We start from the raw sequence: 21,505 nt of genomic DNA on the forward strand, positions 1-21,505 counted from the left end.
ATAAGGGTTGTTACGCCGGGCCTCACGGATGCTGCCATAGATAACGCCCACCTCAATGTCCTGACTCATGATATTGGTCTCCTCGCTGTATTGTGGATGTGGTTATGGACGATAAGACCTAAACCTTAGTTTAGGTCAAGCCCCCGATTCACCGATACCCGCGGCCGCATCGGTAATTACTGAACCGTATAGGAAACTCGGGGCTTTCCGCTGGCAGAATTCCGGATAAGAGCGCATCGTTAGGAATCTCGATTACCGCGAGGCCTTTACTTCACCACTCTCTTACTGAGTTACCTATGACCACTGCTACCTGGTTTCTATTACTGGGCGCCCTTCTTCTGTTAGTGGGCTTTACGGCGTCCTACATCAAAAACGGGCCTGCCACGTCAGCCATTGTGTACCTGCTGGTCGGTTTTGTTGTCGGCCCGATGGGCTTTGGACTGTTCCACTTCAACCCACTTGAAGAATCCGCACTGCTGGAACTACTGACCGAAATAGCCGTGTTGATTTCGCTGTATTGCGCTGGCGTTAAAATGCCCGCCCCGGTGACCTTCAGGCGGTGGCGCAACCCCCTGAGACTGGCGGTTGTGTCGATGTCGCTGACCGTGGGTATTGTGGCGCTGTTTGGATACTTCTGGCTGGCCCTGCCCCTAGGCGCAGCCGTACTGCTTGGTGCCGTAGTGGCGCCCACCGATCCGGTGCTTGCCACCGAAGTACAGGTTCGGCATGCCGATGATCCTGACCGGCTGCGGTTTGCGCTAACCAGTGAAGCAGGAATGAACGACGGCAGCGCCTTTCCTTTCGTGATGCTGGGGCTCGGACTGTTAGGTTTGCATGATCTGGGAGATGTCGGGTGGCGATGGTTCGCGGTTGATGTTGTCTGGGCCAGCGGCGCGGGAATCGTCATCGGTATTGTGGCCGGCTGTCTGGTCGGCTGGCTGGTTCAGAAACTGCGCACCACGTTCACCCACTCCGAGTTTCTGGAAAGTTTCCTTGGGCTGGGCCTGATTGCGTTTGCCTATGGCATCAGTCTGCTGGTCAATGCCTGGGGATTTCTGGCGGTATTCAGCGCGGCAGTGGCATTGCGGCATACCGAACTGAAGCTGGCCGGTCTTAAGCAGTCCTATTCAGATGCAACGTCCGGAGAAACCTATCCGGGCGAGGCGCCGCTGGCCATCGCCCATGTGCATCAGAGCTCTCTGATATTCAACGAACATCTGGAGAGGCTGGCAGAAATCGTTCTGGTCCTGCTGATTGGCGGTTCCCTGTTCTGGGATTCATGGAGCTGGCGCGCGGTTGGTTTCGCCGCCTTTCTGTTCTTCGTCGCCCGCCCCATCAGTGTTCACCTTGGCCTGCTCGGCAGCAAGGCGCCGATCCGGTTGCGAAATCTCGCGGGTTGGTTCGGTGTGCGGGGTATTGGTTCTCTCTACTATCTGATGTACGCCATCCAACATGGGCTGCCGGAAAACATTGCCCTGGAGTTGATTCACCTGACCCTGGTGGTGGTCGCCCTGTCGATCCTGGTTCATGGCGTAAGCGTTAAACCGGCCATCGCTCGATTCTGGCGGGCGCGAAAATCGGCGCACTGAAGCGCCCGCCATAGTGAACATTCTGCTCGATCAACGAAGCAGTGGCAGCAACGTGTTTTGCCAGATCGACGTTTCATATTGCTCGCGGAACCACCCAAGATGGCCAATGCGACTTTCGCCAACCTCCTTCGGATGAACTCGGTGCATCGTGACAGCCGCGTGAGTGTAGAAACTGTGCAGTGAATCAACATTCCGCCGGGACATCATTTCGTCATCAGAGAAGGCGACGGCGGAAATGGGTACCTTTACCGCAGCGAACTGCTCGCGCAGTGCCCGGCCTTCTTTCCCCACCGCGTATTCGGGGTCGAGGCACCATTGCCGCCACTGGCGTATCACATTGGGCGGTAAGTCACCCACGATGTTCAGGCGCTTTCCGGGAAAATAGCCAAACATCCGCACACTGACAGGTGCCATGAAGTACCACAAAAACCAAGCAATGCGTTTGGTGGGTGGTGAATTCTCACGCCAATAGCCGCTGCCACAGGCGACGGTAACCGCGTGATCCAGATCGTTTACGTTCGGCGTCATACCCAGCAACTGGCCGCCGACGCTGTGCCCAATCCATTGAAGACGCTGCCCCGGGTAATGCTGACGGGCGAAGTCGATAACCGCCCGGCAGTCTTCACTCCCCCACTCCGTCACCTTGACCGGGCAATCCCGAAGATGGCTGTTCAGGGAGGCGCCCATACCGAAATAATCGAAGGTTATCGCGGTAAAGCCCTGGCTGCTCAGATAGCGTGCGAATTTCTCGTAGCAATGCTGCCCCACACCCATAGCGCCAGCTACGATGACGACCGAACTGGACTGAGCCGCAGGAAATACCCGAAGCTGGATTCGATGACCACCCGGTGTTGTGACGGGCACATCCTTTCTATTGGTTGGGGGTAATGAAGACTCCCTGGCACTCATGATAGTTCTCCTGATACTTGCCGAATACCTTGCCCTGGTGTCAGAAATCGTTGGCGAGATGATTGAGGAACTTAAGGATGACGGTCACTTCTTCGTCACTGAAACCCTCGGTCATACGATTGTTCAATTCCGTGATCAGCGGTTTGGCGCTCTCGATTTTCTCGCGCCCGACATCGGTGAGATACAGGCGGGATGCACGGCCATCCCTGTCACAGGTACGTCTCTCCAGCAGGCCCTTGTTCTCCATCCGCCCGGCCAGCCCCGTCAGCGCGGAACTGTTCAGGTGCAGGCTGTGGGCCAGGTCCTTCAGCAGACACCCCTCGTCACCCGCAACCAGCAACAGAGCCCCCACCTGGGTGACCGAAATACCCAGCGCTTCTTCGCTGCGCTGGTCAGCGTGTTTGTATACTCGATGGCGGGCCTTGTTCAGGAGATAGAAAAACCGTTTATCCATTAGTCATCCAGTTACTTCACATGTGAATCAAATATACTACACATGTGAAATATCTGACAAGCCCGTCAACGCAGCGTTGGACATCCGGCGCAGTCAATTCCTATACTCGAAGTCCATTCCGCTGGAAGACTTTCTTTATGCGCGTTTTCGCCAACCCCGTCGGTTCCGGCTCTCTCTGGTTTGATAATATCGCTACGGCTGACGGTACGCCTGTGGCCTACGACCCCCAGGCGCGAGCATTTCTACCGATGCCACCCTTCTGCGCCAACCGGGACGTGATTGGCTGCAACTGGATCGCACCGGAGCAAGGCGCTTTCTGTCGCGCCTGTGCAATGACGGCGCTGGCACCAGACCCATCGATTGCCAACGCCATCCCCAACTGGGCCCAAACCGAGGCCTCCAAACGCTGGGTGATCGATAATCTGGGTCGCTGGCACTGGTTTCGCCCGGAAGACCCCGGCGCAAGGCCGGTGTTCCATATGCTCGCCGAGGGCCCTACTCCGGTGCCAATGGGCCACGCCCAGGGCGTCGTCACCATCAGTGTCGCAGAGGCAGACCCGGTGCTGCGCACCACCCGCAGGGAGGCGCTGGAAGAGCCCTACAGAACGATGATTGGCCACATGCGCCATGAGATTGCCCACATGCTCTGGTGGCGTCTGAGCCTGCGTGAGGACTTCCTGGAGGCCTTCCGCGCAATGTTTGGTGACGAGCGCATCAGCTACCCGGGCGCGCTTCAGCACCACTATGAGAACGGCCCGCCGCAGGACTGGAAAAAGTTCTACCTCACCAGCTATGCCTCGGCCCATCCCCATGAAGACTGGGCGGAAACCGCGGCGCATCTGTTACACCTGACGGACCTGACCGACAGCTTTGTGGCCTCCGGTTTAACCTCTCCGGAAGTGCCAGGTCCGAACTGGGATCCCTATTCAGAACCAGACGCCCAGCGTTTGATCCATATCGCCGCGTCCATCGCCATGGGCGTGAACCATGTAAACCGATCAATGGGTCTGTCTGACCTGTACCCCTTTGTTCTGTCGGATTTCGCGCGCCACAAGCTGGCGTTTGTGCATGACTGGCTTCGCAGGGGTGCCCAGGGGCTCTGAATAGCAGAACTTGCATAAAAAAACGGCGTTTCAACTTTCATTGAAACGCCGTTTTACTATCGAAATGCCCGCACTTTGGTGCGGGCATTCAATCACGACAGATCGAAACGATCCGCGTTCATCACCTTGTTCCAGGCGGTGACGAAGTCCTTGACGAACTTCTCCTTCGCGTCTGCCTGGGCATACACCTCAGACACCGCGCGAAGCTGCGAGTTGGAACCGAAGATCAGGTCCACACGCGTACCGGTCCACTTCACGTCGCCGGTTTTGCGATCGCGCCCTTCAAACACGTCCGCGTCAGCCGATGTTGGCTTCCACTCGGTGTTAAGGTCGGTCAGGTTCACGAAGAAATCGTTCGTGAGTTTGCCCGGCGAGTTGGTCAATACACCGTGCTTCGATTGCTTGTAATTGGCACCCAGTACCCGCAAGCCACCTACCAGTACCGTCATCTGCGGTGCGCTCAGGTTCAGCAACTGCGCCTTGTCGATCAACATTTCCTCGTCGGAAACGGTGAACGCCGCGCGGCGATAGTTGCGGAAGCCGTCCGCTTCGGGCTTGAGCCAGTCAAAGGCTTCAACGTCCGTCTGGTCATCGGTTGCATCGGTGCGTCCCGGTGAGAACGGCACGTCGATGCTGTGGCCTGCATCCTTGGCGGCCTTCTCAACCGCGGCATTACCGCCGAGCACGATCAGGTCAGCCAGGGAAACCTTCTTGTTGCCCGACTGGGCATCGTTAAAGGACTTCTGGATGCCTTCAAGCGCCTGCAGCACCTTCGCCAGTTGATGTGGCTCGTTTACTTCCCAGTCTTTCTGGGGAGCCAGGCGGATGCGCGCGCCGTTGGCCCCACCGCGCAGATCGGAGCCACGGAACGTCGACGCGGCAGACCATGCGGTGTAAACCAGCTCGGAGACCGACAGGCCCGCTCCCAGGATCTTGCTCTTAAGGTCAGCAATGTCCTGGGCATTGATCAGCTCGTGATCGACCGCTGGCACCGGGTCCTGCCAGATCAGGTCTTCTGCCGGCACTTCAGGGCCGAGATAGCGGGCTTTCGGGCCCATATCGCGGTGCGTCAGCTTGAACCAGGCGCGAGCAAAGGCGTCCGCAAACTCTTCCGGGTTCTTATGGAAGTGCTCGCAGATCTTGCGGTATTCCGGGTCCTGCTTCATCGCCATATCGGCGGTGGACATCATGATTCCCACGCGCTTGGACGGATCTTCCGCATCAGGCGCCATGTCTTTCTCGGTCAATCCTTTCGGCCGCCACTGCTGGGCGCCGGCCGGGCTCTTGGTCAGTTCCCACTCGTAGCCAAACAGCACGTCAAAATAGCTCATGTCCCACTGGGTGGGGCTGGGCGTCCAGGCGCCCTCGAGACCACTGGTGATAGCATCACGGCCCTTGCCGCTGCCATGGCTGCTCTTCCAGCCCAGGCCCATCTCTTCGATCGGCGCTGCTTCCGGTTCTGGACCAACTTTGTCGGGATCACCGGCCCCGTGGGTCTTACCAAAGGTGTGACCGCCAGCGGTCAGGGCTGCTGTTTCATAGTCATTCATCGCCATCCGAGCAAAGGTCTCGCGAATGTCACGAGCCGATGCCAGCGGGTCCGGGTTCCCATCCGGGCCTTCCGGATTCACGTAGATCAAACCCATCTGTACCGCAGCCAGGGGGTTTTCCAGATCGCGATCACCGGAATAACGGCTGTTCGGCTTGTCGCTGGTGGCCAGCCATTCCCTTTCCGCACCCCAGTAAATGTCTTCCTCGGGCTGGAAAATGTCCTCACGACCACCGGCAAAACCAAAGGTCTTGAAGCCCATGGACTCAAGGGACACGTTGCCGGTCAGGATAAACAGGTCGGCCCAGGACAGCTTGTTGCCATACTTCTGTTTGACAGGCCATAGCAGGCGGCGGGCCTTGTCCAGGTTGCCATTGTCAGGCCAGCTGTTGATGGGCGCGAAACGCTGGTTGCCGGTGCCGGCACCACCGCGGCCATCACCGGTTCGATAGGTACCGGCGCTGTGCCATGCCATACGGATCATGAACGGACCGTAATGGCCGTAATCCGCGGGCCACCAGTCCTGTGAATCTTTCAATACGGCTTCGATGTCTTTCTTGACCGCAGGCAGGTCAAGTTTCTTGAATTCTTCGGCGTAGTTGAAGTCTTCCCCCAACGGGTTCGACTTGGGGTTGTGCTGGTGCAAAATACCCAGGTTCAGCTGGTTCGGCCACCAATCGTTGACACCCGGACCCTCGTCCTGCAGCTTTGTGCGGGCCCCGTGCATAACCGGGCATTTACCTTCGTTTCCGCTCATATCACTCTCTCCGTGGGTTGCTACCATCTATTTCACTGTTTCATTGATCGTTGTTGCACTGACAAACTGAACCAATCAGCTACCAATCTAGTCAATGTACTCCCATTTTTCACTATTAGTTCAGGTTGTTTTTTCGTACCAATGTCATAGTTTTTGTTTATCACTATATCTCCCGCGAGTTACCGGTTGATAACTGTGATCTGCTTGCTGAAGATCTATACTGAACACTCGGGGTTTGAAACCAGAGTTTTAAACGTTCACTGGCATAGCGACGGGAGTTTTGGATGAACACTCAGGAACAGCTTGAAAGCACCATCCGTGAACTGGTCTGCGAAGGTAAGGGCATTCTGGCGGCGGACGAGAGCAACCCAACCATCGCCAAACGGTTCAAGGCGGTTGGTGTGGAATCCACCGAAGAGAACCGACGACACTACCGCAACCTGATTCTCGCTGCGCCGGGGCTGGGAGAGTACGTCAGTGGTGTGATCCTGTTCGAGGAAACCCTGCGACAGCACGCGGACGATGGCGCCAGCCTGCCCTCTGTGGCGGCAAAACAGGGCATTGTGCCCGGCATTAAGGTGGATAAGGGCAAGGGCCCGATGATTAATGCACCCGGTGATGAGATTACCGAGGGCCTGGATGGGCTAGCCCAACGGCTTGAAGACTACAAACAACTCGGTGCGCGGTTTGCCAAGTGGCGGAACGTTTACCACATCACCGATACCAACCCCAGTCGCGCTGCCATCGAGGCAAATGCCGAGGTCTTGGCACGCTATGCCGCCATCTGCCAGTCCTGCGGCGTGGTGCCCATTGTGGAACCGGAAGTGCTGATCGATGGCGACCATAGCATCGAGCGAAGCGCGGAGGTGAACGAGGCCGTTATCAACGAGGTATTTCAGGCCCTGCGACGCCATCGTGTTGAGCTTGAGACCATGATCCTCAAACCCAGCATGGTGACGCCTGGCAACGCCAATGGCCAGAAGGCAAGCCCAGAGGACGTGGCAAAACACACCTTGGGAGTGTTCCGGCGTGTGGTGCCGGCAGCGGTGCCTGGTATCAACTTCCTGTCCGGTGGCCAGACCCCGGCGGAAGCGACCCTGAACCTGAACGCCATGAATAGTGGCCCGGCCCTGCCCTGGACACTCAGCTTTTCCTACGGGCGGGCACTGCAGGAGCCGGCCCAGAAAGCCTGGGCAGGTATTTCCTCCAACCGCGAAGCTGCCCAGGCCGCAATGGTTAAACGTGCCAAGTTGAACAGCCTGGCCACCCTGGGGCAATACTCATCAGAAATGGAAGGCTGACCGCTACGGCCAGCCTTCCTTTCAACAACCGTCGGTGCAGTGGGCAGTACCATCAAAGCTCATGGTTTTGCCACTAAGAGGAACGTGAACGGGCATTGAGGACAGGCTGATGAACTGTTTGGTGCGCGTTCCGTCCCGGACCATGCCCTCCTTCGTGGCAGCCTCATTGGCGTGGGACGCGATCACCGCGTTTGGCGTGATCAGGTCATTTACCACGTAGGCCGCCTCTTCCGGGCCCGTGGTGTAGGTGTCACCGATGTTGAGAACCACAAGGCTGGCGCCGTAGTGGTCTTTGACAACCAGTTTCTGCTCAGCGGTGATACCGGTATCGCCGGACAGGTACACCACCAGGCCATTGGTGAACGTGAGCACGTAGCCGGTGGGCGGTCCGACACTGGCGCCGACGCCCGCCGCTTTCAGGTATTCCGCCAGCGGGCCGGTGAGAAAGCTCGGCGACAGGCCGTTACTGTGCACGGCGGGCACGGTCGTGATGGCCACACCGCCCACCACCCGTTCAGCCCCGAACCTCACCAGCAGTGAATCCTCTGGATTACCCTCAACGCTTTTGAGCTTGCTGGCGAAAAACGCCGGCATTTCGCTACCCGTTACGATCTTTGCCTTCTTGGCGGCGGTGATGTTCACGGAATTGGACTCGGGAAGCACCACCACCGGAACCTCCGGCCCACCACAGCTACCCTGATTGACGTCGCGGATATGGCGATCCCCCACATGGTCGCCATGAACGTGGGAGACCAGCACCACATCAATGTTGCCTAATCGGGGATCATCGGCACCCGCAACGGTTCGACCGGCGTCATAGAGAATACGGGTGCCATTGGGGTCTTCAAAGATGAGCGCCCGGTCCATGGCGCAGAATTCGCCATCATGGCTCCCAAGCGGGGTGACCTTGACGGAGTCGGCGGCAGCCGACAGCGATACGGTGCTTGCCAGAAAGGCAGCAACCAGGCTCTTGCAGGCGTTGTTCATTTCTCCCTCTCCACGGTTTTTAGCGGTACCGTAACCAATACGATGGATGCGTCACTTCATAGCAGTGTAGCTGGAGAATGGAATTCCGGAGCAGTAAACGTGAACAGGTCTATGCAGCTTCAGTCACCGGGACGGGCTGTCGCAGGCAAGCCAGCATGGGTGCCACGTCACGGATCTTTCTGGCTTCAGGCCACAGCCACTGGGCCTCCGCGTAGCCGCCACGCAGATAGTTCAGCCATTGTTTGATACGGCCGGTCACGAACCTGTCTTCAAGGCGTTCCTGCAGCGCAACGGCGTAGCCCTCTACCAGCCTGACCACCTCGGGCCAGGTCATATCCGCCACCGACTCCTTACGTTGACTGGCACGAATCCGCCGTGCCAGATCCGGCCGGGCGATCAGCCCACGACCGATCATCACATCGTCACAGCCGGAGACCTCCCGGCAGCGCCAGTAATCCGCCACGGTCCAGATCTCGCCGTTGGCGATCACATGTGCATTAACCGCTTCCCTGACCCGGGCCACATCTTCCCAGTAAGCCGGCGGCTTGTAGCCATCCACCTTACTGCGGGCGTGAACCACGATTTCGGACGCGCCGGCCGCTTCCAGCGCCTGGCCACAGGCAACGCCCATGGAACGGTCATCGTACCCCAGGCGCATTTTCGCGGTCACCGGCACATGGGCAGGCACGGCGGCACGAACCGCTTCCGTAATCTGCTGCATCAATTCGGGCTCGCGCATGAGCACACAGCCACCCTTGTGCTTGTTCACAGTCTTGGCGGGGCAACCGAAATTGATATCAACCTGTGTGGCGCCCAGCTCCACCGCCTTGGCGCCATGCCGGCCCATCTGGACGGGGTCCGAGCCCAACAGTTGAACGGCCACCGGCACGCCAACCTGGGTTTCGCAGCCGTTGTGCAGTTCCGGGGCGTATTTGTAGAAAATACGGGGCGGCAGCATGCCCTGAGTCACGCGAATAAATTCCGTTACGCACCGGTCGATGCCACCAACGGCTGTCAGTGTCTCTCGAATGGGTGCATCAACCAGCCCTTCCATTGGGGCAAGGATTATTCGCATTGGGGCTCCACGAATTGATCAAGGAATAAACGGGTGGGAATTGTAGAGAACTTTTAAGGGCGTTGGTAGGCCGGAATTACAAGCGTTCCACGCTGACGAACTTGCCCTGGTCATCAAACAGGATACGGAAACTGCCCTGGACGCCGTCACGAAGGTAAAAGCGGGAGAGAATACGGGCCGGGAAGCGGACGGAACGCCCGTCCCGGGCCCTGGTGTGGACGTCCGTCGCCGAACCCTGATAGAGCTTGATCCACTCATCAGGGCTGATATCGACGTCCACGATAATCTGCTGCATCAGGCGGCCTTAGTTGGCAAGCTCAAGCAGCAGGCGGTTCAGGCGGCTTACATACGCGCCTGGGTCCTGCAGTTGTTCACCACTGGCCAATGTGGCCTGGTCCAGCAATACGGCAGACAACTCCTTGAAGCGGTCCTCGCCCTGCTCGTTCTCAAGGCGCTGAACCAGCGGATGCTCAACGTTGATCTCGAAAATCGGCTTGCTGTCGGGCACTTTCTGGCCCGCCGCTTCCATGATTTTCTTCATCTGCGCGCCCATATCGAAGTCGCCAACCACCAGGCAGGCCGGTGAATCAGTCAGGCGGTTGGTTACCCGCACTTCCTGCACCCGGTCATCCAGTGCGGTCTTGATGCGCTCCAGCAGGTTCTTGTGTTCCTCGGCAGCCTCTTCCTTGTGCTTCTTGTCTTCCTCAGTTTCCACTTCGCCAAGGTCGAGATCACCACGGGCAACGTCCTGGAACTGTTTGCCGTCGTACTCGTTCAGATAGCCCATCATCCACTCATCGATGCGGTCAGAGAGGATCAGCACTTCGATGCCTTTCTTGCGGAACACTTCCAGGTGCGGACTGCTCTTGGCGGCCATGAAGTTGTCGGCGGTGATGTAGTAGATCTTGCTCTGGCCTTCCTTCATACGGCCGATGTACTCATCCAGAGACACGGTCTGCGCCTGCTCACCGGTATGGGTGGACGCAAAGCGCAGCAGGCCGCCGATTTTCTCGCGGTTACTGAAGTCTTCCGCCGGGCCTTCCTTCAGCACAGTGCCAAATTCATTCCAGAACTTCTGGTACTGCTCCGGCTCTTTCTTGGACAGCTTGGACAGCATATCCAAAACCCGCTTGGTCACCGCTGTACGGATGCTTTCAACGGTGCTGTCGTTCTGCAGGATCTCACGGGAGACGTTCAGTGACAGGTCGTTGGAATCGATCACACCCTTGGTGAAGCGCAGGTACAACGGCAGGAACTGCTCTGCGTCGTCCATGATGAACACGCGCTGCACGTACAGCTTCAGGCCGCGGGGCGCTTCCCGGTTATACAGGTCAAACGGCGCACGTCCAGGCACATACAGCAGGCTGGTGTAATCGAGCTTGCCTTCCACCTTGTTGTGCGACCAGGTCAGCGGGTCTTCGAAATCGTGGGCAATGTGCTTGTAAAACTCTTTGTACTCCTCATCCTTGATCTCACTGCGAGACAGCGTCCACAGGGCGGTGGCGTCGTTGACCGTCTCATACTCGCCCTTTTCACCCTCCTCTTCAGATTCGGACTTCATCACCACCGGGAATGAAATGTGGTCGGAGTACTTCTTCACCAGGTTGCGCAGACGGAAACCGTCGGCAAATTCCTTGGCGTCATCCTTCAGGTGCAGGACGATCTGCGTGCCGCGCTCGTTCAGGTCCACATTCTCAATGGTGAACTGGCCATCCCCCGCAGACTGCCAATGAACGCCCTCTTCCACCGGTGCACCGGCGCGGCGGGTAAACACTTCCACGGAATCGGCCACGATGAATGAGGAATAGAAGCCGACACCAAACTGACCGATCAGCTTGCTGTCCTTCTTCTCATCACCGGAAAGCTGCTTGAGAAACTCCGCAGTGCCGGACTTGGCGATGGTGCCCAGGTTCTGGATAACATCGTCCCGGTTCATGCCGATACCGTTGTCGCTCAGCGTGACGGTGTTCTTTTCTGCATCGAAGTCGAGGCGGATTTTCAGTTCCGGGTCGCCCTCGAACAGGCTGTCGTCTTTCAATGCAGCGAAACGCAGTTTGTCTTCCGCATCCGACGCGTTGGAAATCAACTCACGAAGGAAAATTTCCTTGTTGGAGTACAGGGAGTGGATCATCAGGTTAAGCAGCTGCTTAACTTCGGTCTGAAAACCCAGGGTCTCTTTTTGCGATTCAACCGTCATGGCTTGTTTTGTCTCCTGCTGTGTTTGCTTCGGTGGAGCGGCGCGGGTTCGAAGCCCTGTCCAAAACACGCTGTGAATACGTCCATGTACGCTCGGCTCCGCCATCCATGGCTCCACACGGTTTTGGACAGGGCTTCAAACCCACGCCACCCGACTATTGAGTAATACTGATTCTGGCACGGAGCCCGGGCGAGCAGTTGAGGATGGGCTTACGAAACCGTGCGGAGCCATGGATGGCGGAGCCCGAGCCGCACAGGGACGTCTCGAGGCGTGTTTCGTAAGCCCATCCTCAACTGCTTGCCTGCACCAGTGCCTGAGTTGTTAGAACCAGAAATGGGGCTAGACCGGGGCATTTCAACCCCGATCAAACGAATTCAGTCTTCCAGAAGGAAGTGCGCCCGTGCGGTCGCGATGGGCTGGGAGCGGGACTTCTGCCAGGCGGTGATCATCACATTGGCTACGCGGTTACCCTGGCGGGTAAGCTGACATTCCGCAAAGGTCTCGCGGTCGAGGCCGGCACGCAGGTAATCCAGGGAAAAATCCACAATGCGGGGCATGCGCAGGGTTTCCTGGGACATCATCAGGTAAATCAACGCAGAAAGCTCCATGAAGCCACCAATCACCCCGCCATGGATGGCCGGCAGTATCGGATTGCCCAGGTTTTCTTCCTTCTTCGGCAGGCGGAAGATCAGGTCATCGCCATAGCGATCACACTCCAGGCCGATAAACCGGGCGTAAGGGATGCTTTCCAGCATGCGGGAGAAGTCACCGGTTTCCTGGGTATAGCGGAGGATTTCCGGGTTGGTCATTCTTCGCCTCCGGTAATCAGATCGCGGAAGGATTTCGGGGTTGCTTCCCTGCCGATCCGCATGAAGGTGCCCACGCAGTTCGCGATGGTCTCACCGGGGTCCTGGAAGGCCTCGCAACGGGTAAAAATAATGTTGCGGGTAACCTTGTAGGCTTCCGCGCGAGCATATACCGGTTTACGGGGCTCGGCCGGGCGCATGTAGTCCACTCGCAGGTCCAGAGTCGGGCATAGCTCGAATTCGTCCAGGGCGCACAGGGTCGCGGAGCCAGACGCCGTATCCATCAACGTCGTGATGGCGCCACCGTGGATCACTCCCGTGTCCGGGTTACCGATGATACGGTCACTGTACGGCAGGCACAGCGTCAACTGCCCATTTTTTACCGCGGTTACCGTCAAACCCAGTTCTCGCCCCTGGTTCAGGGTGTCGATAAACCGGCGCACCCGATCCATCCCAATGGAGTCTTTCATAACGTTCGGCTCATCACGTCAGTGTTGGGTTTCTTTATCCGATTCTTTACCGGATTCTTTCTCAGTGTCCGACTTTGGCAGCGTCTCCTCGAACACCTTGCCGTCTCGCAGCGCCCTCAGCGCGGTAGAACGGAACTCCCGACGGTACAGAACGATGACGATCAAGGTAGAGGCACCCATGAATACCAGCGGGTGGATAAACCAGGAAACCACGGCCAATGCGTAATAGTAAGAGCGCAACCCAAGGTTGAAGGCATCGCCCGCAAGATTGCAAACCCTTCCGGCGCTCTTTGCAAAGGCTTCCCGGGCAGCAGGACTTGCCTTGGTATCGGTTGTTAGCGGTGCACTGCCAATCAGCACGGAGACGAAATTGTACATCCGCATGGACCAGGTGAACTTGAAGAACGCGTAGATGAAAATCACCATCAACACGACCATCCGCATTTCCCAGATTTCCCGGCTGGGCAAGGTGCCGAACGGCATGGTACTGAACACTTCCATGACCTCTTGGGTGTATCCCAGTGCAGTAATGATACCGGCCAGGATCAACAGGCAGCTGGATGCAAAAAAGGCGCCGTTGCGCTCCAGATTGCCAACCACGGACGCGTCGGATATGCGGTTATCCCGGCGGAGCATCACGCGCATCCAGTCTTCACGGTATAGGTCGAGTGTGTTGGACAGGCAGGGTCGATCATTGGCCTTGCGCCTGGAATACTCGGAATAGCCCAGCCAGCAGATCAAAAACCAGACCAGGGCAATGAGTTCCAGATAGTTGCTCATGAAGTCGTTCCGGATGCGGTATAAAACGGGAATTGGAGTCTTTGATCATACCGCAAAGCCGACAAAGCCTCCACACAACAAGCTCTTACGGGTAGTATCACAGGCACTCACAGGGATATGGTATAAACATCCCAATGCCCAGCAATGGCGACCGCGGATATCTGCCAGGGTCTGCCCAGGTATTCAAACAAGGAGTTTATCGTGAACGTTCACAAAGGCTTTCGACATCTTTCCGTTTTCGTGCTGGTGGCCTTCCTCGCAGGTTGTTCAGTCAACCCGGTAACCGGCGAAAAGCAGCTGTCATTGATTCCCGAGAGCCAGGAACTCTCCATTGGCAGTGAGCAGTACAAGCCCACTCAGCAAACCCAGGGCGGCCAGTTCTATCTCGACCCGGAATTGAATCTGTACGTCAGCCAGGTAGGCCAGAAGCTGGCAAAGGTCAGTGATCGGCCCGACCTGCCCTACGAGTTCGTGGTATTGAACAGCAGTGTGCCCAATGCCTGGGCGCTCCCGGGTGGCAAGATTGCCATCAACCGTGGCTTGCTGATGGAGTTGGAAGATGAAGCTCAGCTGGCATCAGTCCTTGGCCATGAAATTGTTCACGCCGCCGCTCGCCACAGCGTCCAGCGCATGCAGCAAGGCATGCTGATCAGCGCAGGCGTGGCGGGGTTGGGTTTTGCCCTCTCTGATAACGAATGGGCCGGCCTGATCATGGGCGGCGCGGCCATGGGGGCGCAACTCGCACTCGCCCAATACAGCCAGGGTGATGAGCTGGAGTCCGACCACTACGGCATTCGTTACATGAAAGCCGCCGGATACGACCCACAGGCAGCGGTGGAGTTGCAGGAAGTGTTTGTGCGGCTCTCTGAGGACCGTGACACAAGCTTCATTGAAGGCATGTTCGCCACTCACCCGCCGTCACAGAAACGCGTTCGTGAAAACCAGGAACTGGCCAATAAAATTGGCGCGGGCGGCTATCGGGGCGAAGAAACCTACGAGAAGAAGCTGTCGTTCCTGCGCAGCCGCCAGCCTGCTTACGATGCCTATGACGAAGCCATGAAACTGGCCAGCAACGACAAGCTGGACGAAGCTCTCGCCAAAGTGAATGAGGCCATCAAGGTAGAACCGGAAGAAGCCGCTTTCTACTCACTTCGTGGGCGCATCTACCGGGCCAAAGAAAACCTTGATAAAGCCGCCGCAGACTTCGACAAGGCCACGTCGTTGTATCCGGAGATGTTCACTTACCAGCTTCACAACGGCCTGAATGCCCTGGAGCTGAACAATTATGAAAAAGCCCGCGAACACCTGAGCCAGGCCAATCAGGTTGTGCCGACATCAATCGCCTACCTGCGGCTGGGTGATGTTGCTGTCAAGCAGGGTAAACGCCAGGAAGCCATCCAGTATTACAGCACCGCAGCAGAGGCCGGCGGTGAGGTGGCCGAGGAAGCAAAACGCAAGCTGGCCCAACTGACGCAGAACTGACGTCATCGTCCGCATTGACTTTTAGAGCAATAACTCTAAAAATCGATGTACTTAAACAACAATCGGACGATTGCCATGCTTGCGAAACGTATCCAGCCGATGGTGTTCCAGGCCCGGCGGCTTTATGTGGAGCTGATGTTCCAGGTGATGGGGCGCGCGCTCCAGGCTGTCAGTGAAATTGATTCCGCGGTGCAAAAGGAAGCCCGGGCCCTGCCCGATGGCTTCCTGTTTGAAATGATGGTGATGCCAGACGGGTCACGACTCATTGTTGAACACACCGGGAATGGCCGCTTTCAGTACCATGGGGACTCCGCACCTCGCCCGGTGGACCTGTCCATTCAGTTCAAGCACATCGCTCACGCCTTCCTGGTGCTCTCGTTCCAGGAGAAAACCTCGGTGGCGTTCGCCAATGACCGCATGCTGGTGGATGGCGATATCAGTTATGCCATTCGCATGACCCGCGTCCTCAATCGGCTTGAAACCTTCATCCTGCCCAAGCTGGTGGCGAAACGTGCGGTAAAGGAATACCCCTCAAACCTTCACCTGCCTGAGAAACTCCTCAGCGCAGCCCGTATCTACCTCAAGGTTGCAACCCATTTTGTCGAGACGGTAAGAGCATAATGACGAACCAATATTACGAGTTTTTCTGCCCGGTCAAAGTCATCGCCGGCAAAGCGGCTCTTGAGCATATTCCTTACGAGCTCACCGGCCTCGCCGCCAAGCGCCCGATGATCGTGACCGACAAGGGTGTCAGGGCCGCCGGCCTTCTGGACCCGGTAGTCGCGGCCTGCGAGGAAAGCGGGCTGGAAATTATCAGCATCTACGACGATGTACCGCCGGATTCGTCCACCGACGTGGTCAGGGACATTGCCGGCATCTATCGTAGCGAGAAATGCGACTCCATCATTGCGGTGGGTGGTGGCTCTGCCATCGATACCGCCAAGGCCGTGAACATTCTGGTGTCAGAAGGCGGAGATGACATCGCCGCCTACAGTGGCGCGGGGGTGATCAAACATCCCCTGAAACCGTTCCTGGTGGTTCCTACCACCGCCGGTACAGGCTCGGAGGTAACGTCGGTAGCCGTCATCACTGACACAACCAAATCAGTGAAACTCCCCTTCACTTCGTCATTCCTGCTGCCCAATGCGGCCGTGATCGACCCCAGGATGACACTGACACTGCCTCCCCACATCACGGCTGCCACCGCCATGGACGCCATGACCCATGCCACGGAAGCCTTTACCTGCATGGCCAAGAACCCGCTTAGTGATGCCTATGCCACAGCGGCGGTTAAAAAGATCAGCACCTCGCTGTTGCAGGTCATGGATAACCCGAAGGACAGCGATGGCCGACTGGAGCTGGCGCAGGCCTCGACCATGGCCGGGATCGCCTTCTCGAACTCCATGGTGGGACTGGTTCACGCCCTCGGGCACGCCACCGGCGCCATCTGCCACCTGCCCCATGGCTTGTGTATGAGCCTGTACCTGCCTTACGTACTGGAGTACAACCTCGAGTCGATCCGGGCACCGCTGGGCGAGTTACTGCTCTACCTCGAGGGGCCTGATGTCTATTCCGCCACACCGGCCAGCCGCCGCGCGGAAGCCAGCATATCAGCCCTGCGCAAGCTGCGAGACGAGCTCCACAAACGCTGCAAACTGCCCCGCACTCTCAAGGAAACAGGCAGCGTTGAGGAACACCAGCTTGATACCATCGCCGAAATGGCCATGGACGACGGCGCCATGATGTTCAATCCGAAAGAGGTTAGCCTCGAAGATGCTCGCGCGGTTCTGAAGCGCGCCTGGGCCTGATCGGGTAACGCCCGGCACCCGGCTCAGGCCGGGTGTTTCAGGCCCTTCAGGGAATACAGGCCGACACTCAACGCTACAAAAACATTCAAATCATGTCATTGAAATTGACAGGATAAACAGTGACAATTCCGCAGTAGCTGGCAGGGATGTAGCCGGATTAGAATATCTCCTTGAAACAGAGCCTCGCATCTATGCGCAAAGACTCATCCAGTCGGCACATCCTGATCTCTTTTGCGTCACTGGCACTCCTGTTTACGTCCCTCTGCGGCGCAACTGCATTCGCTAACGAGGAAGCTCCCTCACAGGACGCAGAGCGCGTATTCCGATTTAACGTCTCGCCGAATGGCTACCCTCCTTACCTGATCACAGAAGGCGACAAACAGTCCGGCATCATGTGGGACGTGGTTGTCCTGGTGGCTAAGCAGTTGGATTATCGCGTTGTCGCCGAAAAAATTCCCCGCAAACGGGTCGATCAGATGCTGATGGACGGCTACATAGACGGCACCACCCGGGCGAAGGAATGGACTGACAACCCCGAGGATTTTGTCTTCACAGATCCCGTGGTGAATATTGAAGAAGTCCTGTTTGTGCCGAAAGACTCAGCGTTTCAGTTTGAAGTGCCTGAGGATCTGCTTTCGAAAACCCTGGTAACCCACCTCGGTTACCATTACCCCGCATTGGAACCGTACTTTGAGTCAGGAGACATCAGGCGCTTTGACGTCTCCAAGGACCGGGACATGTTCCTGTACGTTCTCCATGGCGAAGATCTCGACGCCGCGATCGCAGATCGCCTGGTTGGCAAGTGGATCCTGAGGAACGAGGGGCTCCAGAGAGAGTTCACCACTACCTCGACCAAGCTCAGCGAATACGGTTTCCGACTGATGCTCCGGAAGGAGTGGGCACCTTTTGCCAACGCGTTTAACCGGGAACTCCAAGCCCTCCGGGAAAACGGCACACTGGATGAAATTCTCTCCAACTACCGTTAACTCCGGAATCGCCTCTGTTATTCAAGTCGCCTGAGCAGGAGCATCGGCGATACGCTCAATACGGGCTTCAATTGCCAGCGACCGAACAGCGCCAACACCAGGGCACTGAACAGTGGGATGGGCAGTATGGTCTGCCAGTGCCAACGGAACTCGCCTTCAAACATGCGGAACTGCAACGCCCAGACGGCGCCTTCCGCAGCCGCAACGCCGAGAATACCGGCAAAGAATCCCAGCAACGCGAATTCCAGCATGGTACTCCTTACCAGCAGTGTCTGTCGGCCGCCCAGAGTCCGCAGCAGCGCACCTTCCCGTTGCCGATCCTGCATGGTGGCACTGACTACCGCAGCCATCACAACCAGAGCGGCGGCCAGGATCAACGCCAATATCGCTTCGATAGCCTGGGTAACCTGCCGTACGATTTCCTGAATACGCTCAATCACATGGTCGATTTCAAGTACGGAAACCGTGGGAAACCGGCGTGAAAAATCGTTGAGCTGGGATTTCAGGTCCGCCGGCAGATAGAACGCCGTAATCCACGTGGCGGGCATGTATTCCAGCCCACCTCCCGGAGGAAACGCCATGTAGAAATTGGGTTTCATGCTGTCCCACTGGACCGTACGAACACTGGTCACGGTTTCCGTGATCTTCTCTGAGCCAATGGTGAAGCCAAGCTCATCCCCCACCTCAACACCGAGCTTTCCAGCCAGCTCCGCTTCAATGGAGACACCGTCGGTCTGCCCTTTCGTGAACCATTGGCCGGCGACAATACCGTTGTCCTCCGGCAATTCTTCCATCCAGGTCAGGTTTAACTCGCGGTTAAGGGCACCGACCCGCTCGTCCTTGGTCACGGCTTCCTTCACCGGCTTCCCATTCAGTTCGGTAAGCCGGCCACGGACCATGGGATACAGCTTCTCCAGTGGGTGCCCGCGTTCCGCCCAGAATGCATCCACCTCATCCACCGCCTCCGGGGCGATGTTGATCAGGAAGTGATTGGGCGTGTCTTCAGGCAATTGCGACTGCCAGTCGTCCAGCAGGGACGTTCTGACAAGGATCAGCGTGGCCGCCAGCATCAACGTCATGGCGAAGACCGCAATCTGGGACAGGCTGGCTCGGCGATGCCGGTACAGACCCACAAGTGCCAGCCGCCAGGCGTTCCCACCACCACTGATGCGGCGCAGCGTAGTGACCATCAACCACCCAAGCAGGCCCAGAGTACCGAGCAGCAAGGCAAGCCCACCAAGCAGGGACAACACCAGGGACACTTCCCTGGCATACATCCATACCAAGCCAAAGATTGCGACGACTGCAATCACCAGGTCGGGAATCGCTTCGCGGCCGGATTCGCCAGGCTGGCTTCGCAACACCCGCATCGCCGGTACATTCCGCAGCCTTCGGATGGGCGGATACGCAAAGGCAAACAGCGACACCAGCGCTGTCAACAACGCCGGCGCCAACGCATTGGGATCAATCTGGTAGTCTATCTGCCGCTCCAGCACATCCCCCAACACGCTGGACAGCAGCCAATACAGAGGTAAGGCCACCAACAGGCCGCCAACGGCACCAACAATACCCCACAGAGCCAATCGACGCAGGTACAGGCGGCCTATTCCCTGGCTGCGAACCCCCAGGGTTTTCAACAGCGCGACAGTATCCCGTTGCGATAACGCGTACTGACGGCTGGCGACCGCCACGGCGACCGCCGCCAACATCACCGCCAGGCTGCCACCCAGCAACAGAAAACGCTCAGCCCGTTCCAGGGAGCGGGAGAAGGTCTCGCCGTCTCGCACACCCTCCCACTCGTGGCTGGGCTCCAGACGTGGCTGCAGCCAACCGTAGTAATCGTCGAGCAGCGCTTCTTCACCGGCAAACAGGTACACGTATTCAACCCGACTGCCCTCCTGAATCACACCGGTGGCGCCAACGTCATCCACGTGCATCATTACCCGCGGCGCCAGAGCGGACATATTGAAGCCGCCGTCCGGCTCACGCACCAGCAGGCCAGAAATGATCAGCCCCTGATTGCCAACCTCCAGGGTGTCTCCCAATTCGAGCTCCAGGAGTCGCAGCAAACGCGGGTTGATCCAGACCTCGCCCGGCGCAGGTCCATGGGCAACCGTTTGCCTCGGCGCCTCCGCACCCTCCTGGTATTCCACTTCGCCCCGCAGCGGGTATGCGTTGTTCACCGCTTTGACCGACACCAGCTGGAAATTCCCGGCACCAAAGACCATCGTGGAGAATTCGACCATACGGGCCGTTTCCAGCCCTCTTTGCTCGGCTTCCTGCATCCAACCCTCAGGAATCGGGCGGCCGTTTTCCGCTTCCAGTTGGCGATCCGCGGCAAGAAAAGAGCTGGCTGACGACACCAGGGTACGCTGCAACTGGCTGGCGAACAGGGCAATGGTTGCTACCGTGGCAACCGCGATGATCAGTGCCGAGAGCACGACACGAACATCCCGTTCCCGCCAGTCACGTTTGACCGACATGAGTTTCTTTGAAGCCGCCATCAGTTCACCGCTTCTGGCTGAGGGGCCGTCGAGGGCTCGGTCAATACACCGGCCTCGATATTGAATTGTCGGCCACAGCGGGCGGCAAGCCGTTCGTCGTGGGTCACCATGACCAATGTTGTGCCCTGCTCCCGATTCAGGGTCATCAACAGGTCGGATACGTCAGCGCCAGTGCGGTTGTCGAGATTGCCCGTGGGTTCGTCGGCAAACAGGATGGCCGGCTCGGAGGCAAAGGCGCGAGCAATGGCCACCCGCTGCTGTTCGCCACCGGAAAGCTGCCTCGGGGTGTGAGAGAGCCGTTCGCCAAGCCCGACCCGTTCCAGTAACTCCTTTGCTTTGGCCTTCGGAGAATCGAAACCACCCAGCTCCAGCGGCAGCATAACGTTCTCCAGCGCGGTCAGGGCCGGCAATAACTGGAACGACTGGAACACGAAGCCAACACGGCGGGATCGGAGTTTCGCGCGTTCATCCTCACTGAGCTTGCTGATCACCGAACCATCAAGTTCAACAGTGCCATCAGATGGGGTATCCAATCCGGCCAACAGCCCCAACAACGTGGTTTTTCCGGAGCCGGAGCGCCCGACAATGGCGACGGATTCACCCCGGTTGATTTCCAGGCTGACCCCCTGCAAGATCGTCAACGTATCTGTCTCCAGGCTGACCTTGTGCGTCAGGTTACTGACTTTCAGCATGGGGCTAACATTATCCGGTTTGTGATCACTTAAGTCGCTCACGAGCTCTCCACAAC

General features: G+C 57.8%; 19 protein-coding genes. 7 read left to right on the forward strand and 12 right to left on the reverse strand.

Annotation, left to right across the window (positions count from 1 at the left end; translation table 11 throughout):
* Positions 1 to 296: 296 nt before the first annotated feature.
* Complete coding sequence (locus tag B2590_RS08230) at positions 297 to 1,589, forward strand: cation:proton antiporter (protein ID WP_091641968.1); 1,293 nt, start codon at positions 297 to 299, stop codon at positions 1,587 to 1,589.
* 30 nt (positions 1,590 to 1,619) lie between these two features.
* Here B2590_RS08230 and B2590_RS08235 read toward each other — a convergent pair whose 3' ends face one another.
* Both B2590_RS08235 and B2590_RS08240 read right to left on the reverse strand, forming a co-directional pair.
* Positions 1,620 to 2,498, reverse strand: coding sequence for an alpha/beta fold hydrolase (locus B2590_RS08235; RefSeq protein ID WP_036208352.1), 879 nt, complete (start codon positions 2,496 to 2,498; stop codon positions 1,620 to 1,622).
* A 40-nt stretch (positions 2,499 to 2,538) separates the two neighbouring features.
* Positions 2,539 to 2,952, reverse strand: coding sequence for a MarR family winged helix-turn-helix transcriptional regulator (locus B2590_RS08240; protein WP_036208355.1), 414 nt, complete (start codon positions 2,950 to 2,952; stop codon positions 2,539 to 2,541).
* A gap of 137 nt (positions 2,953 to 3,089) precedes the next feature.
* On the opposite strand from B2590_RS08240, the gene B2590_RS08245 reads away from it, so the two are divergent.
* The gene (locus B2590_RS08245; RefSeq protein ID WP_036208359.1) at positions 3,090 to 4,055 is read left to right on the forward strand and encodes a zinc-binding metallopeptidase family protein; all 966 of its coding nucleotides are present in this window, start codon (positions 3,090 to 3,092) and stop codon (positions 4,053 to 4,055) included.
* Between the two features lie 92 nt (positions 4,056 to 4,147).
* Here B2590_RS08245 and katG read toward each other — a convergent pair whose 3' ends face one another.
* A complete protein-coding gene (katG, locus tag B2590_RS08250) occupies positions 4,148 to 6,361 on the reverse strand; it encodes a catalase/peroxidase HPI (RefSeq protein WP_081899289.1) in 2,214 nt (737 codons plus the stop codon).
* Positions 6,362 to 6,645: 284 nt separating this feature from the next.
* Between katG and B2590_RS08255 the strand changes: the two genes are divergently transcribed.
* A complete protein-coding gene (locus tag B2590_RS08255; RefSeq protein WP_036208361.1) occupies positions 6,646 to 7,662 on the forward strand; it encodes a class I fructose-bisphosphate aldolase in 1,017 nt (338 codons plus the stop codon).
* A 21-nt stretch (positions 7,663 to 7,683) separates the two neighbouring features.
* On the opposite strand, the gene B2590_RS08260 is transcribed toward B2590_RS08255, so the two are convergent.
* The 7 genes from B2590_RS08260 to B2590_RS08290 all read right to left on the reverse strand — a co-directional run bounded on the left by B2590_RS08260 (position 7,684) and on the right by B2590_RS08290 (position 13,977).
* A complete protein-coding gene (locus tag B2590_RS08260) occupies positions 7,684 to 8,649 on the reverse strand; it encodes an MBL fold metallo-hydrolase (RefSeq protein WP_151981953.1) in 966 nt (321 codons plus the stop codon).
* Positions 8,650 to 8,758: 109 nt separating this feature from the next.
* Positions 8,759 to 9,724, reverse strand: coding sequence for a tRNA dihydrouridine synthase (locus B2590_RS08265; RefSeq protein ID WP_036208366.1), 966 nt, complete (start codon positions 9,722 to 9,724; stop codon positions 8,759 to 8,761).
* A gap of 76 nt (positions 9,725 to 9,800) precedes the next feature.
* Entirely contained in the window at positions 9,801 to 10,019 is a 219-nt protein-coding gene (locus B2590_RS08270; RefSeq protein ID WP_036208369.1) for a DUF2835 domain-containing protein, read from the reverse strand.
* Positions 10,020 to 10,028: 9 nt separating this feature from the next.
* Entirely contained in the window at positions 10,029 to 11,921 is a 1,893-nt protein-coding gene (htpG, locus tag B2590_RS08275) for a molecular chaperone HtpG (RefSeq protein WP_075196898.1), read from the reverse strand.
* Between the two features lie 374 nt (positions 11,922 to 12,295).
* Positions 12,296 to 12,730: a PaaI family thioesterase gene (locus B2590_RS08280; RefSeq protein WP_007154356.1), complete on the reverse strand. Its 435-nt coding sequence runs from the start codon at positions 12,728 to 12,730 to the stop codon at positions 12,296 to 12,298.
* A complete protein-coding gene (locus B2590_RS08285; protein ID WP_041333114.1) occupies positions 12,727 to 13,197 on the reverse strand; it encodes a PaaI family thioesterase in 471 nt (156 codons plus the stop codon). The genes B2590_RS08280 and B2590_RS08285 overlap by 4 nt, the downstream gene beginning before the upstream one ends.
* A gap of 18 nt (positions 13,198 to 13,215) precedes the next feature.
* Positions 13,216 to 13,977: a DUF599 domain-containing protein gene (locus tag B2590_RS08290; RefSeq protein WP_151981951.1), complete on the reverse strand. Its 762-nt coding sequence runs from the start codon at positions 13,975 to 13,977 to the stop codon at positions 13,216 to 13,218.
* Positions 13,978 to 14,178: 201 nt separating this feature from the next.
* On the opposite strand from B2590_RS08290, the gene B2590_RS08295 reads away from it, so the two are divergent.
* The 4 genes from B2590_RS08295 (at position 14,179) to B2590_RS08310 (ending at position 18,253) form a co-directional block, all read left to right on the forward strand.
* Positions 14,179 to 15,459 carry a M48 family metalloprotease gene (locus B2590_RS08295; protein WP_286810754.1) on the forward strand — a complete coding sequence of 427 codons (1,281 nt, stop codon included), beginning with the start codon at positions 14,179 to 14,181 and terminating at the stop codon, positions 15,457 to 15,459.
* A gap of 75 nt (positions 15,460 to 15,534) precedes the next feature.
* Complete coding sequence (locus B2590_RS08300) at positions 15,535 to 16,080, forward strand: hypothetical protein (RefSeq protein WP_286810753.1); 546 nt, start codon at positions 15,535 to 15,537, stop codon at positions 16,078 to 16,080.
* Positions 16,080 to 17,267 (forward strand): iron-containing alcohol dehydrogenase, encoded by a 1,188-nt coding sequence (locus tag B2590_RS08305; protein ID WP_041333110.1) that lies wholly within the window; start codon positions 16,080 to 16,082, stop codon positions 17,265 to 17,267. Before B2590_RS08300 ends, B2590_RS08305 begins: the two co-directional genes overlap by 1 nt.
* A gap of 191 nt (positions 17,268 to 17,458) precedes the next feature.
* On the forward strand, positions 17,459 to 18,253 hold the full coding sequence (locus tag B2590_RS08310) for a substrate-binding periplasmic protein (RefSeq protein ID WP_041333109.1): 795 nt from the start codon (positions 17,459 to 17,461) through the stop codon (positions 18,251 to 18,253).
* Positions 18,254 to 18,270: 17 nt separating this feature from the next.
* On the opposite strand, the gene B2590_RS08315 is transcribed toward B2590_RS08310, so the two are convergent.
* Both B2590_RS08315 and B2590_RS08320 read right to left on the reverse strand, forming a co-directional pair.
* On the reverse strand, positions 18,271 to 20,757 hold the full coding sequence (locus tag B2590_RS08315) for an ABC transporter permease (protein WP_286847919.1): 2,487 nt from the start codon (positions 20,755 to 20,757) through the stop codon (positions 18,271 to 18,273).
* Positions 20,757 to 21,449 carry an ABC transporter ATP-binding protein gene (locus B2590_RS08320; protein ID WP_082040509.1) on the reverse strand — a complete coding sequence of 231 codons (693 nt, stop codon included), beginning with the start codon at positions 21,447 to 21,449 and terminating at the stop codon, positions 20,757 to 20,759. The genes B2590_RS08315 and B2590_RS08320 overlap by 1 nt, the downstream gene beginning before the upstream one ends.
* Positions 21,450 to 21,505 lie beyond the last annotated feature (56 nt).

The organism is Marinobacter sp. UBA3604, from assembly GCF_002375325.1.
GTDB classification, from domain to species: Bacteria; Pseudomonadota; Gammaproteobacteria; order Pseudomonadales; family Oleiphilaceae; genus Marinobacter; species Marinobacter salarius.

Bases quoted from the DNA above. Each gene is read 5' to 3' on its own strand.
- B2590_RS08320 (WP_082040509.1), bottom strand. From the start codon at position 21,449: ATGCTGAAAGTCAGTAACCTGACGCACAAGGTCAGCCTGGAGACAGAT.
- B2590_RS08265 (WP_036208366.1), bottom strand. From the start codon at position 9,724: ATGCGAATAATCCTTGCCCCAATGGAAGGGCTGGTTGATGCACCCATT.
- B2590_RS08280 (WP_007154356.1), bottom strand. From the start codon at position 12,730: ATGACCAACCCGGAAATCCTCCGCTATACCCAGGAAACCGGTGACTTC.
- B2590_RS08240 (WP_036208355.1), bottom strand. From the start codon at position 2,952: ATGGATAAACGGTTTTTCTATCTCCTGAACAAGGCCCGCCATCGAGTA.
- B2590_RS08235 (WP_036208352.1), bottom strand. From the start codon at position 2,498: ATGAGTGCCAGGGAGTCTTCATTACCCCCAACCAATAGAAAGGATGTG.
- htpG (WP_075196898.1), bottom strand. From the start codon at position 11,921: ATGACGGTTGAATCGCAAAAAGAGACCCTGGGTTTTCAGACCGAAGTT.
- B2590_RS08315 (WP_286847919.1), bottom strand. From the start codon at position 20,757: ATGGCGGCTTCAAAGAAACTCATGTCGGTCAAACGTGACTGGCGGGAA.
- katG (WP_081899289.1), bottom strand. From the start codon at position 6,361: ATGAGCGGAAACGAAGGTAAATGCCCGGTTATGCACGGGGCCCGCACA.
- B2590_RS08310 (WP_041333109.1), top strand. From the start codon at position 17,459: ATGCGCAAAGACTCATCCAGTCGGCACATCCTGATCTCTTTTGCGTCA.
- B2590_RS08230 (WP_091641968.1), top strand. From the start codon at position 297: ATGACCACTGCTACCTGGTTTCTATTACTGGGCGCCCTTCTTCTGTTA.
- B2590_RS08260 (WP_151981953.1), bottom strand. From the start codon at position 8,649: ATGAACAACGCCTGCAAGAGCCTGGTTGCTGCCTTTCTGGCAAGCACC.
- B2590_RS08285 (WP_041333114.1), bottom strand. From the start codon at position 13,197: ATGAAAGACTCCATTGGGATGGATCGGGTGCGCCGGTTTATCGACACC.
- B2590_RS08305 (WP_041333110.1), top strand. From the start codon at position 16,080: ATGACGAACCAATATTACGAGTTTTTCTGCCCGGTCAAAGTCATCGCC.
- B2590_RS08270 (WP_036208369.1), bottom strand. From the start codon at position 10,019: ATGCAGCAGATTATCGTGGACGTCGATATCAGCCCTGATGAGTGGATC.
- B2590_RS08255 (WP_036208361.1), top strand. From the start codon at position 6,646: ATGAACACTCAGGAACAGCTTGAAAGCACCATCCGTGAACTGGTCTGC.
- B2590_RS08300 (WP_286810753.1), top strand. From the start codon at position 15,535: ATGCTTGCGAAACGTATCCAGCCGATGGTGTTCCAGGCCCGGCGGCTT.
- B2590_RS08290 (WP_151981951.1), bottom strand. From the start codon at position 13,977: ATGAGCAACTATCTGGAACTCATTGCCCTGGTCTGGTTTTTGATCTGC.
- B2590_RS08245 (WP_036208359.1), top strand. From the start codon at position 3,090: ATGCGCGTTTTCGCCAACCCCGTCGGTTCCGGCTCTCTCTGGTTTGAT.